The organism is Microbacterium sp. NPDC087589 (assembly GCF_044743635.1).
Classification (GTDB): Bacteria; Actinomycetota; Actinomycetes; order Actinomycetales; family Microbacteriaceae; genus Microbacterium.
Genome location: NZ_JBIUWV010000005.1, coordinates 63,855 through 79,715, shown reverse-complemented (window position 1 = coordinate 79,715; position 15,861 = coordinate 63,855). Strand labels below are relative to the sequence as shown.

The window sequence follows — 15,861 nt, the reverse complement described above, 5'->3', positions numbered from 1 at the left end:
ATGCAAGGTTCCTCTTGATTTGTTTATTCTCCTGACAAATAATCGAACAAGTTCCACCGCCCCTCTGCAGATCCGGTCCACGGAGGGTTCCTCGAGCCGACCCGGCTTGAACCGATCGCCCAGCCACCGGCGAAGGCGATCACACGCACCGTCGCGTGAGTTGTGCTTGCGACTGTGCACCACCTACACAGTGAGGAATGCAATACACATGAAGAAGTCACTGCGATTCGGTGCCGTCGCCCTGGCGGCGACCGCCACGCTCACGCTCGCTTCGTGCGGGTTCGGCGGCTCGACAGGAGGCGGCGGAGACGCCGAGGGCGAGACCACGCTCAACCTTCTGGTGCCCAGCTACTCCGATGCCACCAAGGGCCTGTGGGAAGACGTGATCGAAGGGTTCGAGAGCGAGAACCCCGACATCACGGTCGAGCTCGAGGTGCAGTCGTGGGACAACCTCGAGAAGGTCGTCTCCACCAAGATCCAGGCCGGCGAGGCTCCCGACATCTACAACGGCGGACCGTTCGCCGGATTCGTCGGCGACGAGCTGCTCTACCCGGTCGAGGAGGTGGTCTCGGAGGAGACCTACTCCGACTTCCAGGACGCGTTCCTCGCGAACGCCGAGGTCGACGGCACCGCCTACGCGCTGCCGCTGATCGCATCCGCTCGTGCACTGTTCGTCAACAACGCTCTGCTCGAGCAGGCGGGCGTCGAGGCCCCGACGACCTGGGACGAGCTGCTCGATTCCGCGACCAAGGTGTCGGCGCTCGGCGGCGGCGTGGCCGGCTACGGCATGCCGCTCGGATCCGAAGAGGCCCAGGCCGAGGCGGCCGTGTGGCTGTGGGGTGGCGGCGGCTCGTTCGGCGACGCCTCGGAGATCACGATCGACACCCCCGAGAACCTCGCAGGGGCCGAGCAGATCAAGAAGATGATCGACGCCGGAGCCACGCAGGCAGACCCCGGTTCGACGCAGCGCTCGCCCCTGATGGACATCTTCATCCAGGGCAAGATCGGCATGCAGGTCGGTCTGCCGCCGACGGTGGGCCAGATCGAAGAGGGCAACCCCGAGCTCGACTACTCGATCGTCCCGATCCCGACCGAAGACGGCTCGCCGTTCACGCTCGGCGTCATGGACCAGCTGATGGCGTTCCAGAACGACGGCGACAAGCAGGAGGCGATCACCGCCTTCTTCGACTACTACTACTCGGCCGACGTGTACGTGCCGTGGGTGCAGGCCGAGGGCTTCCTGCCCGTCACCAAGTCGGGTGCCGAGCAGCTCGCCGGCGAGGAGGCGCTCGCGCCGTTCCTCGAGGTGCTGCCCGACGCGCAGTTCTACCCGTCGACGAACGAGAAGTGGTCGGCCACCGACGGCGCCTTCAAGGCGCTGTTCGGCCAGCTGCAGTCGAAGCCGGCCCAGGACGTCCTGGCAGAGATCCAGGCACAGGTCGACGCGGGCTGAGCCGCGCTGACCCTGCCCACACCACGCGACGGAGAGGTTCGGGAATTCCCATGAGCCAGACGACAGAATCCTCGAACCTCGCGGGGGCGGCCACCGGCCGCCCCCGCACCCCGGGGCGCCGAGCAGGTGCCGCCCGCGGCAAGCCCGGCGGGAAGGACCTCCTCCAGGCGCTGCCCTGGATCGCTCCGGCACTGCTGCTCATCATCGGCGTGGTGCTGTTCCCCGCCGGAGTGATGTTCTTCAACTCCACCCGCGACATCTCGCTCTCGGGCCTCGACAAGGGTTCGGTCGGCTTCGACAACTTCGTGACGGTGTTCACGTTCGCCGAGTTCTGGCCGATCATCTTCCGCACGATCATCTGGGTCGTCGCGGTCGTGACCTTCACGGTGCTGATCTCACTCGGCCTCGCCCAGATCCTCAACAAGGCCTTCCCCGGCCGGCAGATCGTGCGCATGGCCGTCATCGTGCCGTGGGCGGCATCCGTCGTGATGACGACGATGGTCTTCTACTACAGCCTCGAGCCGTACTTCGGGGTCTTCAACAAGTTCCTCTACGACATCGGGCTGTCCGATGACGCGGTCGGCTACGGCTGGACCAAGAACCCCGCCACCGCGTTCGCGTGGTCGATCGTGATCGCGATCTTCGTGTCGCTGCCGTTCACGACCTACACGATCCTCGCCGGGCTCCAGACTGTTCCGGCCGACACCCTCGAGGCCGCGAAGATGGACGGCGCCGGAGCGACGCGCACCTATTGGACCATCGTGCTGCCGCAGCTGCGCAGCGCCCTCGCGGTCGCGGTGCTCATCAACATCATCAACGTGTTCAACTCGCTGCCGATCCTCAAGGTGATGACGGGGTCGATCCCTGGCTACGGCGCCGACACGATCATGACGATGATCTTCAAGTACATCGAGCTGCAGAAGAAGGTCGACGTCGCGAGCGCGCTCTCGGTCGTCGCCTTCCTCATCGTGATCGTGATCGTCGCGATCTACGTCAAGGCCGTCAAGCCCATGAAGGAGGTCTGATCATGACTCTGACCGAGACCGCCCTCGTCACCACCGCAGGCGACGACGCCGCCCCCCGCATCCCCGGGCGCAAGCGCCGGTACACCGAAGACCAGGTCACGCTGCCCCGCGTGATCCTGCGCATGGCCGCCGGCATCCTGGTGCTCGCGATCTTCGTGCTGCCGTACCTGATCATGTTCTTCGGCTCCGTGAAGACGAAGTCGCAGATCCGCTCGGTCGACCCGACCTACCTGCCGATCGAGTGGCACTGGGAGAACTACATCTCGATGTGGTCGACGCCCGAGACCCCGCTGCCCTACAACCTGATCTCGACCATCATCATCGCCGTGTTCGCGACGCTGCTCGTGCTGCTCGTCTCGCTGCCGGCCGCGCACTACACCGCCCGCTTCAAGTTCCCCGGGCGCATGGTGTTCCTGTTCCTGGTGATCGTGACGCAGATGCTGCAGCCGGCCGTGCTGACCTCGGGTCTGTTCCGCCAGTTCACGGTGCTCGGACTCAGCGACACGTGGGCCGCGATGATCTTCATCAACGCCGCGTTCAACCTGTCGTTCGCGGTGTGGATCATGCACTCCTTCTTCGCGGGCATCCCGAAGGAGATCGACGAGGCCGCTCAGATCGACGGCGCCGGACGCTTCACCGTGCTCTTCAAGATCAACCTGCCGCTGGTCTGGCCCGGCATCGTGACCGCGATCGTCTTCACGTTCGTCGCCTGCTGGAACGAGTTCGCCGCATCGCTCGTGATCCTCTCCACCGACAAGAACCAGCCGCTGTCGGTCGCGCTCACCAAGTTCGTCGGTCAGTACGAGACCAGCTGGCAGTACGTGTTCGGCGTCTCGATCGTCGCGATCCTGCCGGTCGTCATCCTCTTCATGCTCATCGAGAAGCGCCTCGTCGGCGGCCTCACCGCCGGTAGCGTCAAGTAGAACCTGCTCGCGACCACCCGGACGCGAGACGAGATCTCGGCGCGCGGGCTGGGCCTCCTCCGCATGGAGCACGTCCAGCCCGCGTTCACAATTCAGCACGAGATCGATGGATCCGCGCGACCTCGGTTGCAAACCGGCGTATCGACACCGCTCATGCTGAATTGTGAACGGCGGTGGCGCTGGTCCGCTCGTCAGGTGCTCGGAGCGGATGAGCGCCGTCTAGTGTGGTGACGCAGGGGGGGGCAATATATGACATGGCAGGATGCGGGACGAGTTGATCGACGACCGTCAGGCGATGCACACCCGGGGTGGGGATGGGGCGTCGTGCTCGTTCCGGCAGCGGTCGGACTCGCGGCGCTCGGGCTGTTCTTCATCCGATCTCTCGACCCCGGGATGGGCACCCTGATCGGCGTCGCCCTCATCGCCTGGGCGGTGTCCCTCGCGATGCCGTTCTTCGTCATCGCCTGGTACGCGGCGCAAGCGGCATGGAAGGCGCCTCGCGAGCAGCGCGGACAAACGTTCGCTGCACCATCGCACGCGCTGCGACGCATCGGATTCGGCATGCGCTGGAGCTTCCGCGCGCGCGGCTCGCTCTTCAACCCGGCGTCGTACGACGGACCGGACCTCCCGATGCTCGTCACCGGCAAGATCGTCCACTACCTCGCAATCGCGATCCTGGTGATGGCCGGGCTGGTGGCCGCACTGGTCGGGATCGCTTCACCGCGCTGAGCGGAGCCCTCGCGTCCGCAGCGGCCTCAGGAGTGAGCGCTGAACCTCAGCCGCGAAGAGCGGATGCTGCGCGCAGCTGCGCCGGACTCCAGCGCACCCCCAACGCGCTCGAGAGCGCCACCTGTGCGACACCCGTCGAGATCGATGCGTCCGAGTCGGCGTATCGCACCGGCACGTTCGCGGTGCCGGTCGCGGTGTAGTCGATCTCCGCCTGCACGAGTTGCAGGAACCGCTCGCCCAACGCCCGTGCGGGCCCGCCGATCACGACCTCGGCCGCATCCAGCACCGCGGCGATGAGCTTGATGGTGCGGGCGAGAGACCGTGCGCCTTCCGCCAGGTGCTCGTCGTCGGCAGACGCGGCGAGCGCGGCGATCGTCTCGTCGTCCATGGCGTCATCGAAGTCGTCGCCGAGCATGGCCGTCATAGACGAGGCTGACTCCAGGCAACCCTGCCGTCCGCAGCGGCACGTCCGCGCATCATCGCCGAACTCCACCTGGACGTGACCGATCTCGCCCGCGCGGTCACGCGGACCCGGAGCGAGCTCGCCGTCGAGAGTCACGGCCGCGCCGATGCCGGTGCCGATGTGGATGAACAGCCGGTAGCCCGAGGACTCGTCTTCTCTCGCAGCCTCGGCGATCGCCTCGGCATCCACGTCGTTGACGAGCAGCACGGGAGTCCCGAGCACCGCTTCGAAGCGATCGGCGAGCGGAACATCCGTCCAGCCGAGCTGCACGCTCTCGAACACTCGGCGTCCGTCGGTCGTGCCCGGCAGCTGTACTCCGGCGATGAGCAGTCGACCGGAGTATTCGGCCGCGATGTCGGCCACGGCGTCATCGAGCAGCTGATCCCGCGACTCGTCAGAGAATGCGACCCTGCGCGTCTCGACCTCGGTGCCGTCGAGCGCGACCAGCGCGATGCGCGCATCAGTCGGTCGGATCACGAGGACGAGGATGACATGATGCTCGGCAGCGATGCTCAGAGTCGTCGCCCGCTTGCCGCCTGTGCTCGCAGCCTGCTCGCCGTCGACGATCAGCTGCAGATCGATGAGCTCGGCCACCAGAGATGAGGCGGTCGCCGCCGTGAGACCGGTGGCGCGAGCGATCCCCGCCCTCGTCTCCGAGCCGGGGTGGCGGAACACGAGCTGCAGCGCGCGACGCAGGTTCGCGCGGCGAACTGAGGCCTGCGTGTCGAGTGCGTCGTCGCCGTTCAGCATCCTGCCGGCCCCGGTGTCGGAATCAGTTGACAGACCTGGTGGTTCTGCGTACCCTCGATCATAGTTTATTCAATAAACTTAGTTCGGTCCCCGGGCGGGTGAGTGCTGCACACACTGTCACTCGCCCGGAAGGCCGGATCATCGCCCCTCGGCGGCTTCGGTGTGATGGCGGATGACTTCAGCCACCACGAAGTTGAACCACTTCTCGGCGAACTCGGGGTCGAGGTGCGCGTCCTCGGCCAGCGCTTTCAGGCGCGCGACCTGCTGCTCCTCGCGCCCCGGATCGGATGCCGGCATCTCGTGCTCGGCTTTGAGCTGTCCGACCTGCTGCGTGGCACGGAAGCGCTCGGCGAGCATGAAGATGAGTGCGGCATCGATGTTGTCGATGCTCGAGCGCAGTCGGAGGAGTTCAGCCCGGGGATCTTCGGCGGCGGTCATGCCCCCTACTCTACGGAAACACGGGGCTGGATCACCGCTCGTGACCGTGCGGATGCTCCCGGGTCGGGCGTCGATCGGACGCTATCGTGAGCACATGAGCCGAGAAGAGCAGGAACCGTCGTCGAGCGCGTCCGCTGCCGCATCCGACCCGCCCCCGGCGTCCGCGAACGGGGCGCCGGCGGCCGACGCATCCGCTGACGCCGTCGCGTCCGCGAGCTCCTCCGCATCGGAGGCTGCCGCCGTCGCGACGAGCGCTCCGCACGAACCGCCGACGTCACCCGACCCGCGCACCGGCGTCGTCGAGCCGATGACGCCGAGCCGGTCGTTCTGGACGCGCATCGACCGCCCCTTCGTGTTCGGCTTCCTGGTGACGCTCGGAGGCCTCGCCGCCATCGTGCTCGGCCTGGCCGTCGCGAACCTGTCGACCGTGCTCATCTACATCGCACTGGCTCTCTTCGCCGCGCTCGGGCTCGACCCCACCGTGCGATTCCTCGAACGACGAGGACTCTCGCGGGCGATCTCGGTGGTCGTCGCGATCCTCGGACTCGTCGTCGTGGCGGGTCTGGTCGTGTGGACGGTGCTGCCCGTGGTGATCGAACAGGTCGCGAGCTTCATCCAGTCCGTCCCGGGGATGATCCGCGAGTTCACCCGCAGTGACATCTATGCGACCCTCGAGACCCAGTTCGGCGACCAGTTCGAGTCGCTGGTCGCCGACGTGCAGAAGTTCCTCACCGACCCGGGCAACATCGCCACGATCGGAGGAGGGGCACTGCAGGTCGGCGCCTCGATCGCCAACGCCATCTCGGGCATCATCGTGGTGCTGGTGCTCACGCTGTACTTCGTCGCGACACTGCCCTCGATCAAGGCCGGGATGCTGCGCTTGGTCCCCGCTCGCGATCGCGCTCGCGCCGGCGACATCACCGAGCAGATCACCGACTCGGTCGGCGCCTACGTGATGGGCATGGTCGTGCTCGCGTTCTGCAATGCCGTGCTCACGTTCCTGCTGTACCTCTTCCTCGGCCTGCCCTTCCCCCCGCTGATGGCGACCGTCGCATTCTGCATCACTCTGATCCCGCTGGTCGGATCGGTGATCTTCTGGATCATCGGCAGTGGCCTCGCGCTCTTCAGCGACCCCCTCGCGGCCCTCGTGTTCGCCCTGATCTACGTGGTCTACATGCAGATCGAGGCGTACGTGATCACACCGCGCGTGATGAACCGCGCCGTCGCAGTGCCCGGAGCGCTCGTCGTGATCGGGGCGCTCGCGGGCGGCACGCTGCTCGGGCTCCTCGGGGCGCTCGTGGCGGTGCCGGTCGCGGCATCCATCCTCATCATCATCAAACAGGTCCTGGTACCGAGGCAGGACGCCCGGGTCTAGCCGCCTACCCGGCGGTCCCTCCCGCCCCTTCCCGCCCTTCCCGCCCCTTTCCGCCCGCGAAACCCCTCTTCCCGCACGAGACCCACGCCCTGCACGTGGGTCTCGCCCAGGGATGCCGGTCTCACGAAACCACCCCACCCCACCGGCCCTCCCTCCCCGCGAAACCCCTCATCCCGCGCGACACCCACGCCCTGCACGTGGGTCTCGCCCAGGGAGGGCGGTCTCACGAAACCACCCCACCCCGGCGGCACTCCCGCCCCGCGAAACCCCTCTTCCCGCGCGACACCCACGCCCTGCACGTGGGTCTCGCCCAGGCACGCCGGTCTCGCCCAGGGATGCCGGTCTCGCCCAGGGATGCCGGTCTCGCCCAGGGATGCCGGTCTCGCACAGAGCGACCGCCATCCGGAACCCGGCCCGCGGCAGCTCAGCGAACACAGAAGTGCCCGGCCCCCTGAGGGACCGGGCACTTCGTGCATGAAGGCGACTCAGAGTCAGACGAGGTCGTTGTCTTCGAGCCACTTCTTCGCGATGTCAGCGGACGACTGCTGGTCGACCGTGCTCAGGACGTTGAGGGAGACGAGCTCCTCGGCCGTGAGCTTCGCGCTGATGGCGTTGAGCACGTCGGAGACGTCATCGGCGATGTCGCTGGAGACGATCGGCACGACGTTCGACGAGATGATCAGGTTCTCGGGGTCCTCCAGAGCGACGATCTCCTCGGTCTCGAAGGCCGGGTCGGCCGTGTAGATGTCGGCGACCTGGATCTGGCCGGCGAGCAGCGACTCGAGCGTGGTCGGGCCGGTGGCCGAGAACGTCAGGTCGACGCCGTAGACCTCTTTGGCCGCTGCCGGGCTGTACGGGCGCTGCTCGAACTCGGGGGCCGCACCGATCGTGACCTCCGAGGTGACCTTGCTGAGGTCGCCGATCGTCGTCAGATCGTTCTCCTCTGCGAAACTCTTCAGCACCGTGTAGGAGTCCTGATCGGTCGCCTCGGCGAAGTCGAGGGCCGTGAGGCTCTCGGGCAGGGCGTCCTGCAGTGCGGCGTAGACGTCGTCGGGGCTGGTGACGTCGATCTCGTCGTCCGAGATGTACTCGAGCAGGCTGCCCGTGTACTCGGGGAAGACATTGATGTCGCCGGATTCGACGTCAGGCATGTACGCATCGCGCTGGCCGATGTTGAGCTTCTTCTCGACATCGAAGCCCGCACCCTCGAGTGCCTGGGCGTAGATCTCGGCGATGATCTCGTTCGAGTAATACGCCTGCGAGCCGACGACGATCGTGTCGCCGCTGCCCGAGCTCTCGCCGGAGTCGGACGGCTCGTCGAGCGGGTTGCTCGACGAGCAGGCGGTCAGGGCGAGTGCTGCCGCGGCGACAAGACCGACGGCGAAGACAGAACGCTTGCCTCGTGCTGTGAACATGGACTTCCTCTTCTCTGGGACTGCTGTGGGGGACATCACGGGGGATGAAAGACTCAGGCTGTGGCCGGTTCGACCGCGGCGGGCCGAGCCGACGCCCGAGACCGACGTCTGGCGGGGCGGCCGGTGCGCAGGCCCGCAGGCACGGCGGCATGCTGCAATGACGCGAAGATCAGGTCGACGATCAGGGCCAGCACCGCAACGATGATCGCGCCGGCGAGCACCTGATCGAACCGGCGCAGGGGGATTCCCTGGATGATCGGCCACCCGAGGCCGCCGAGATTGACGTAGGCCGCGATCGTGACGGTCGCGATGACCTGCAGCAGCGCAGCGCGGATGCCGCCGACGAGCAGAGGCAGACCGAGCCGTACCTCGACCTTCCAGAACACCTGCCAGCCGGTCATCCCCATCGACTTCGCGGCGTCGATGACGCGCCGGTCGATCGCCTCGAGGCCCGTGTACGCCCCGGCGAGAAGCGAGGGAATGGCGAGCAGGACGAACGTGATGATCGCGGCCTCGGGAATGCGGAGCACTCCGAGCAGCAGCACGAGCAGGACCATGAGGCCGAAGGCCGGAATCGCACGCGCGGCTCCCGAGACGGCGACAGCGATCTCGCGTCCGCGACCCGTGTGGCCGATCACCCAGCCGATCGGCAGGGCGATGAGAGCCGCGATCACGACCGAGATCACGGTCAGAGCGAGGTGCTGCCCCAGAAGGACCGGCAGAGCGTAACGCCCCTGCCACTGCTCGGGCGCGACCATCCACGCGATGGCTTCGAGGAAGAGGTTCATGCGGGAGCCCCCACAGCGAGAGCGCGAGCCGCTGCGGGCCTTGCGGCAGCCCTGGTCCACGGCATGAGAGCGCGGCCGAGGAGCAGCAGGATCAGATCGATGATGAGCGCGATCACCACGACGGCGATGACTCCGGCGAACACCTCAGCGATGATGCGGCGCTCGAGGCCGTTCGTGAAGAGATAGCCGAGGTTCGTGACCCCGATCAGGATGCCGACCGTGGCGAGCGAGATGGTGCTGACCGCCGTGACCCTGAGCCCGGCGAGGATCACGGGACCCGCGAGCGGGAACTCCACCGCCCAGAAGCGACGGAACGCGGCGAACCCGGTCGCGGTGGCCGCTTGACGCACATCGTCGTCGACCGAATCGAGGCCGTCTGAGACGGCACGCACCAGGATCGCGACGGCGTAGATCGTCAGCGCGATCACGAGGTTCGACTCGCTGATGGCCGAGTAGCCGAGCGCGGCAGGCAGCAGGATCAGCAGCGCGAGCGACGGGATCGTGTAGAGGAGCCCGGTCAGCACGATGATTGGTCCACGCACCAGGCGGAAGCGCCACGCGACCCAGCCGAGCGGAAGCGACAGCACGAATCCGAGCACGATCGGGATGATGCTCTGACGCAGATGCACCAGAGTCAACTCGAAGATCAACCCGAGGTTGTCGGTGACCCAGTTCACGCACGCTCACTCTGTACAGCGCCGAGGGCCGCGGCATCCGGCCCTGCGAGCGGACCGTCGGCCTTCTCGACCTCGGCCACGATCGCACCCTGCGTGCGCCCCTCGGAGTCGACCACCACGGTGCCGTGCGGTGTCTCCTTGAGGTGCAGCGCTCGACGCCCTCGATCGGCGCCGATGAAGGAGGCGACGAAGTCGTCTGCCGGGCTCTCGATGATCTCGCTGGGGCTGCCCACCTGAACGATGCGCGCGCCCTTATCGAGGATCACGACCTGGTCTCCGAGCAGGAAAGCCTCATCGATGTCGTGCGTGACGAACACCACGGTCTTGTCGAGCTCGTGCTGCAGCCGCAGCGTCTCCTGCTGCAGGTCGGCGCGCACGATCGGGTCGACCGCGCCGAACGGCTCGTCCATCAGAAGGATGTTCGGGTCGGCCGCCAGCCCGCGGGCCACGCCGACGCGCTGCTGCTGACCACCCGAGAGCTGGCTCGGATACCGCTCGGCCAGCGACTGGTCGAGGCCGACGGTCTTCAGCAGCTCGCGCGCGCGCTCGTGCGCCGGCCCCTTCTTGACACCGGTGAGTCGCAGCACGGTGGCGACGTTGTCGATCACCGTGAAGTGGGGCATCAGACCGGAGTTCTGCATGACGTATCCGATGCGGCGACGCAGCGCGACGGGGTCGCCGCCGAGCACGCTCTCACCGTCGATCTCGACCTCGCCGGACGTCGGCTCGACCATGCGATTGATCATGCGCAGCAGAGTGGTCTTGCCGCATCCCGAGGATCCGACGAACACCGTCGTCTTGCGTGACGGCAGCACCAGGCTGAAGTCCTTCACGGCGGTGGTGCCATCGGGGAACTGCTTGGTGACGTTGCGGAACTCGATCACGATTTACTCTCCGGTCGGTCGATCGACGAGGCGGGCATCAGCGCCGCGGCTGCGGCATACAGAGGTCATGCGGAGACTTCGACCCGAGGATCGAAGGCGACGAACCCCGAGAAGTCCTTGCCCACGCGATCGAACGCGCTCGGGAAGGGGGTCGGATACGACCAGGCGTAATCCGTGTGCAGCTCGCCTCCGGCCTGCACCGAGAAGTACTGAGCGGCGCCCTTCCAGGGGCACGTGTACTGGGTCGGGCTCTCGACGAGCGCGCCCTCGGTGATCGACGCCGGCGGGAAGTACCAGTTGCCCTCGATGCGGGCGAGATCGCTCTCGTCAGCCTCGGCGATGACGGTTCCTGCGAGTACAGCCTTCATGGTCCTGCCTCCTCGGATGTGGTTTCGAGCGTATAAGAGGTGTGCGACATTCAGTCGGGGGTTGTGCCCGCGGCCGTCAATGTGAGAAACAATCCTGCTCCGGGCGCGCCGATCGCGCCAGGTCTCTCAGCAGCTGTTCGGAGCGGATGCCGGAACGGATGGCGCCGTGCGGCATCCGCTCTCCGCATCCGCCCGACGCGCTCATGCGGAGTCCCGCCCGTAGGCCTCGAGCAGCCGCAGCCAGATCTCGCTGATGGTGGGGTAGGCCGGAACCGCGTGCCACAGGCGGGCGATCGGCACCTCGCCGACGATCGCCACGGTCGCCGTCTGCACGAGCTCTGCCACCTCAGGGCCAACGAACGTCGCGCCGACGATGACATCGCGTGCCTTATCGATGACGAGACGCGCCTGACCCTCGAAGCCGTCTTCGTAGAGGCTCGCCCCGGCGATCGAGCCGAGGTCGTAATCGATCACGGCGAGGTCGATACCCGCCGTGCGGGCGTCTGCCTCGGTGAGTCCGACCGACGCGACCTCGGGGAACGAGAACGTCACCTGCGGGGCCGCGGCGCTGTCTGCCGTCGCGACATGCCTGCCCCAGGGGGCGTCGTCGACATCGTCACCCTTGGCGCGCGCGGCGATCACGTCACCGGCGGCCCGCGCCTGGTACTTGCCCTGGTGGGTGAGCAGAACCCGGCCGTTGACATCGCCGACCGCGTAGAGCCAGTCCGACCCGGGCACGCGCAGCGTGTCGTCGACGGTGATCCAGCGGCCCGACTCGAGGCCCACGACGTCGAGGCCGATATCGCCGCTGCGCGGCGAGCGCCCGGTCGCCACGAGCACCTCGGCCGCGGTGACCGTCGACCCGTCGTCGAGCACGATCGAGACGCCGTCGTCGCCGCGCGTGACGCTCGTGGTGCCGGTGTCGGTGCGCACGTCGACGCCGAGCTCCTTCAGCCCTGCCGCGACCCGCTCACCCGCGAACGGCTCCATCGAACCCAGCAGACCGCTGCGGGCGATGATCGTCACCGTCGAGCCGAGTGCCGCATAGGCCGTCGCCATCTCGACCGCGACCACGCCGCCGCCGATCACGGCGAGAGACTCCGGAAGCTCTTCGGCGCTGGTCGCCTCCCGGCTGGTCCAAGGAGAGGACTCGCGCAGCCCGTCGATCGGCGGGATCACAGCATCCGACCCCGTGCTGATCGCAACAGCGTGGCGAGCGTGGAGCACGCGGGTGCCGCCATCGGCGTCCGTCACCGTCACCTCGCGCTCGCCCGTGAGGCGCCCGTGGCCGCGGGCGAGGTCGATGCCGGCCGAGTCGAGCCACTTCACCTGCCCGTCGTCAGACCAGTTGCTCGTGAACGAGTCGCGACGGTCGAACACCGCACGCACATCGAGCTTTCCGGTCACGGCCTCGGCCGAGCCCTTGACCTTCTGCGCCGCACGCAGCGCCTGGGCCGGACGCAGCAGCGCTTTGGACGGCATGCAGGCCCAGTACGAGCACTCACCGCCGACCAGCTCGCTCTCCACGATGATCGCGGTCAACCCGTTCTGCACGGCGCGGTCGGCGACGTTCTCGCCCACCGGCCCGCCGCCCAGGACGATCAGGTCGTATTCGTCGGTCTTCTCAGCAGTCATGAGGTGCACCTCTCCGTCGCCCAGTCTTGCTCAAGACCAACGTCGAGTCACGGGGTGATTGTTCCTTGCGCGCATCGCCGGGCGCGTCGGTGGCCGAGCTCGCCTCCTCGCGCAGGCCCGTCTGCAGGACCGTGGCACGTCTGCAGGACCAGGCCCGCGTTCTCGTCCTGCACCCGTGCTTCCGTCCCGCAGACGGACCCACGGTCGCCCCGAGACCCGTGCGGCGCCTACCCGGCAGAGTGCCGTTCTTCCTGAGCCTTCGCACCACCGCTGTTCACAACTCAGCACGAACGCGCGGCATACGCCCGCCTTGACACGATTTCGGCCGCACCGCCCGCATCCATGCTGAATTGTGAACGACCGCTCACCCCACCGCCCGGGACTCAACCCACCCGGGGCGCGACGCGAACCGCGAGCACCGCCGCGGCGAGCGCGATGATCCCGGCGAAGGCGAACACCGCGATGAACGGGTCTCCCGCAGCCGCCAGCCCGGTGAACAGCACCCCCGTGATCGCGAGCGCCAGCGCACTGCCGAAGGAGTCGGCCACGGTCATGGCCGAGCTGTTGAAGCCCTGGTTCTCGGGCGCCGACATCTCGAGGGTCAGAGCGCTCGTCCTCGGACTCATCAAGCCCATACCCGCCCCGGCGACGATCCACGCGACGATGATGACGACCACGGGTGCGGCGAGCACGGTGGCGACGAGCGCGAGAACGACCCCCGCGACGACCAGCACCGTTCCGATGCGCACGGCCAGCACGCTCGAGAGCCTGGCACCCATGCGCCCCTGCACGGTGGCGGCAGCAGACCAGGCGAGTGCGCCGCCGGTGAGCGAGAGCCCGGCGATGGTCGGCGACACCTCGTAGCGCTCGGTCAGCAGGTACGGGATGTAGACCTGAGCGCCGAAGAATCCTGCCGCGGCGAGCCCGCGCACGAGCAGCACTGACGGCAGGCCCCGTCGCGCCCGCAGCGTGCCCTTCGGCAGCAGCGCCCGAACGGCGACGAGTGCGACGACCACGGCGGTGGCCGCGAGCAGGGGCCCTGCTCCGGGCAGATCGCCGACGAGATTCAGGGCGAGAACGGCGACCGCGGCGAGCACCGACCAGCCGAGCCGCCCGAAGGCCCAGGGCGTGGTGACGTCACCCTCGCCCGAGAGTCCTCGGAGCGCCGGGACGACCATGAGCAGCGCGGGAACGACGAGGAAGACGACGCCGAGGAACACCCAGTGCCAGCTCCACAGCTCGGTGACCGCCCCGGCCACGGTCGGGCCGACGAGCGAGGGCACGACCCAGGCCGCGGCGAACCCCGCGAAGATCGCAGGATGCACGTCGCGCGGGTACACGCGGGCGACGACCACGTAGAGCGCCACCATCAGCCCGCCGTTGCCGAGACCCTGCGCGAAGCGCCCGGCCACGAGCACCTCCATGGTGGGCGCGAGCCCTGCGACGATCAGCCCGATCACGAACAGACCCACCGCGGCGTAGAGCGGAGCCACCGGACCGCGGCGATCCGCCCAGTTGCCCGCCACGGCCATGCCGATGACCCCGGTGGCCAAGGGGCCCGCGAACGCGAGGGCGTAGAGTCGCTCGCCGTCGAGGTCGGCGCTCACCGCCGGCATCACCGTCGTGACGGCCAGGGACTCGAAAGCCCCGAGGAACACGAGCGCACATGCGCCGATGGTGATCCAGACGTAGTCGCGGCTCAGGATGCCGGTGGCGGGCTTCGCGGTCGGAACCGCATCGGTGTCGATGGTCATAGGCTCGACCGTAGAACCTCAACAATGCTTGAGGTCAAGCTGCGCCCGTCGACTGCCTCAGCGCACCGGCAGGATGTGCGTCGGCGCCGGAGCCTGCGCGATGTGCCGGATGTCGAGCGGTGCCCCCGTGCGCTCGTCGAGATCGATCAGCGCGACGGTGTCGGAGCGCTGCCCCGCGACGAGCAGCTTGCCCTCGTGCACGAGGTGATGACGCGGCCAGTCGACCCCCGAATCGGCGAGCGCGATCGACTCGAGCGCCTCGCCTCCGCCGCGCACCCGCAGCGCCGCGATCGTGTTGCTGCCTCGCAGCGCCGTGTAGAGGAACTGCGAGTCACGGGTGCGGGCGAGCTCAGCGGGGAAGTCCACGCCGATCTCGGCGATGGGGCTCGTGAGCACCGACGACACGACAGCCCAGGTGCCGTCGCGCCCGGCGGCGAGCGTGAACACCTCGCACGAGTACTCGGTCACCACGTGCAGATGTCCGCTGGGGTGCACGACCATGTGACGCGGGCCGGTGCCGACGGGCAGCACGACCTCATGATCGAGCGTCAGACCGTGGGCTGCTGAGCCTGTCGAAGCACGCCAGATGCGCACCAGATCGAATCCGAGATCGGTCGTCGCGATGCGCCCGTCGGCCAGGAAGGCCGCGGAGTGCGCATGAGAGGAGCGCGCATCGCCGGTGGCGGTGAGCTCTCCCGAGTATGGATCGGATGCCGCGGCGGCCACACCGGCCGGCGCCGTCTCCTCGAGCGGTTCGCCGAGGAGCGCTGCCCGCAGCTCGGCGGCCTTGTTCACAGCATCCGGCACCAACTGTCCCTGCGCGTCGATGCCGATGCGCACGACGCGCCCGTCGCCATAGCAGCTCGCGATGAGGAACGATCCGGTCGACGACACCGCCACGTGGCACACACCATCGCCCGCGGCGACCGGCTCGCCGAGCGGCCGCAGAGCCGACTCGCCGCTGCGGGCGAACGCCTGCACCCCGGCATCCGCCTCGAGCGCCGCATAGACGACATCGAGCGACGGATGCTGCGCCAGCCACGAGGGCGAGGAGGTCTGCGTGACCGCACCGCGGTACTCGAGCGCGGTCGGCGCGCTCTCGTCACCCGCGAGCAGGCCGATGCCGTCGGCGGAGCCGTCCATCGCGGGGCCGTACCCCCCGAGCCAGAAGCGTGTCACGGGGC

General features: G+C 67.9%; 15 protein-coding genes. 5 read left to right on the top strand and 10 right to left on the bottom strand.

The features are described from left to right. The first annotated feature begins 208 nt into the window (after nucleotides 1-208). The 4 genes from ACIOU8_RS12045 (at nucleotide 209) to ACIOU8_RS12030 (ending at nucleotide 4,130) form a co-directional block, all read left to right on the top strand. Complete coding sequence (locus ACIOU8_RS12045; protein ID WP_400789653.1) at nucleotides 209-1,453, top strand: extracellular solute-binding protein; 1,245 nt, start codon at nucleotides 209-211, stop codon at nucleotides 1,451-1,453. A gap of 50 nt (nucleotides 1,454-1,503) precedes the next feature. Further along, nucleotides 1,504-2,478 carry a carbohydrate ABC transporter permease gene (locus ACIOU8_RS12040; protein ID WP_400789650.1) on the top strand — a complete coding sequence of 325 codons (975 nt, stop codon included), beginning with the start codon at nucleotides 1,504-1,506 and terminating at the stop codon, nucleotides 2,476-2,478. A gap of 2 nt (nucleotides 2,479-2,480) precedes the next feature. Further along, nucleotides 2,481-3,401, top strand: coding sequence for a carbohydrate ABC transporter permease (locus tag ACIOU8_RS12035; RefSeq protein WP_400789647.1), 921 nt, complete (start codon nucleotides 2,481-2,483; stop codon nucleotides 3,399-3,401). Between the two features lie 324 nt (nucleotides 3,402-3,725). Beyond that, nucleotides 3,726-4,130: a hypothetical protein gene (locus ACIOU8_RS12030; RefSeq protein ID WP_400789645.1), complete on the top strand. Its 405-nt coding sequence runs from the start codon at nucleotides 3,726-3,728 to the stop codon at nucleotides 4,128-4,130. Between the two features lie 46 nt (nucleotides 4,131-4,176). Here the strand turns inward: ACIOU8_RS12030 and ACIOU8_RS12025 are convergent, their stop codons facing one another. Both ACIOU8_RS12025 and ACIOU8_RS12020 read right to left on the bottom strand, forming a co-directional pair. Continuing rightward, complete coding sequence (locus ACIOU8_RS12025; protein WP_400789642.1) at nucleotides 4,177-5,343, bottom strand: ROK family protein; 1,167 nt, start codon at nucleotides 5,341-5,343, stop codon at nucleotides 4,177-4,179. A gap of 138 nt (nucleotides 5,344-5,481) precedes the next feature. Then, nucleotides 5,482-5,781, bottom strand: a complete 300-nt coding sequence (locus ACIOU8_RS12020) for a chorismate mutase (RefSeq protein WP_042541193.1) — start codon at nucleotides 5,779-5,781, stop codon at nucleotides 5,482-5,484. Between the two features lie 94 nt (nucleotides 5,782-5,875). On the opposite strand from ACIOU8_RS12020, the gene ACIOU8_RS12015 reads away from it, so the two are divergent. Continuing rightward, the gene (locus ACIOU8_RS12015; RefSeq protein ID WP_400789638.1) at nucleotides 5,876-7,156 is read left to right on the top strand and encodes an AI-2E family transporter; all 1,281 of its coding nucleotides are present in this window, start codon (nucleotides 5,876-5,878) and stop codon (nucleotides 7,154-7,156) included. Nucleotides 7,157-7,647: 491 nt separating this feature from the next. Here ACIOU8_RS12015 and ACIOU8_RS12010 read toward each other — a convergent pair whose 3' ends face one another. From ACIOU8_RS12010 to ACIOU8_RS11975, 8 genes are all read right to left on the bottom strand, one after another. After that, nucleotides 7,648-8,571: an ABC transporter substrate-binding protein gene (locus ACIOU8_RS12010; RefSeq protein ID WP_400789635.1), complete on the bottom strand. Its 924-nt coding sequence runs from the start codon at nucleotides 8,569-8,571 to the stop codon at nucleotides 7,648-7,650. Nucleotides 8,572-8,624: 53 nt separating this feature from the next. Further along, a complete protein-coding gene (locus ACIOU8_RS12005) occupies nucleotides 8,625-9,359 on the bottom strand; it encodes an ABC transporter permease (protein WP_400789633.1) in 735 nt (244 codons plus the stop codon). Further along, a complete protein-coding gene (locus tag ACIOU8_RS12000) occupies nucleotides 9,356-10,036 on the bottom strand; it encodes an ABC transporter permease (RefSeq protein ID WP_400789631.1) in 681 nt (226 codons plus the stop codon). Before ACIOU8_RS12000 ends, ACIOU8_RS12005 begins: the two co-directional genes overlap by 4 nt. Continuing rightward, a complete protein-coding gene (locus ACIOU8_RS11995) occupies nucleotides 10,033-10,920 on the bottom strand; it encodes an ABC transporter ATP-binding protein (protein WP_400789628.1) in 888 nt (295 codons plus the stop codon). Before ACIOU8_RS11995 ends, ACIOU8_RS12000 begins: the two co-directional genes overlap by 4 nt. A gap of 65 nt (nucleotides 10,921-10,985) precedes the next feature. Then, nucleotides 10,986-11,288 carry a DUF427 domain-containing protein gene (locus tag ACIOU8_RS11990; RefSeq protein WP_056310755.1) on the bottom strand — a complete coding sequence of 101 codons (303 nt, stop codon included), beginning with the start codon at nucleotides 11,286-11,288 and terminating at the stop codon, nucleotides 10,986-10,988. Nucleotides 11,289-11,489: 201 nt separating this feature from the next. Then, nucleotides 11,490-12,923, bottom strand: coding sequence for a dihydrolipoyl dehydrogenase family protein (locus tag ACIOU8_RS11985; protein ID WP_400789625.1), 1,434 nt, complete (start codon nucleotides 12,921-12,923; stop codon nucleotides 11,490-11,492). A gap of 383 nt (nucleotides 12,924-13,306) precedes the next feature. Further along, on the bottom strand, nucleotides 13,307-14,677 hold the full coding sequence (locus tag ACIOU8_RS11980) for an MFS transporter (RefSeq protein WP_400789622.1): 1,371 nt from the start codon (nucleotides 14,675-14,677) through the stop codon (nucleotides 13,307-13,309). 57 nt (nucleotides 14,678-14,734) lie between these two features. Continuing rightward, on the bottom strand, nucleotides 14,735-15,856 hold the full coding sequence (locus ACIOU8_RS11975) for a lactonase family protein (protein ID WP_400789619.1): 1,122 nt from the start codon (nucleotides 15,854-15,856) through the stop codon (nucleotides 14,735-14,737). Nucleotides 15,857-15,861: the final 5 nt, after the last annotated feature.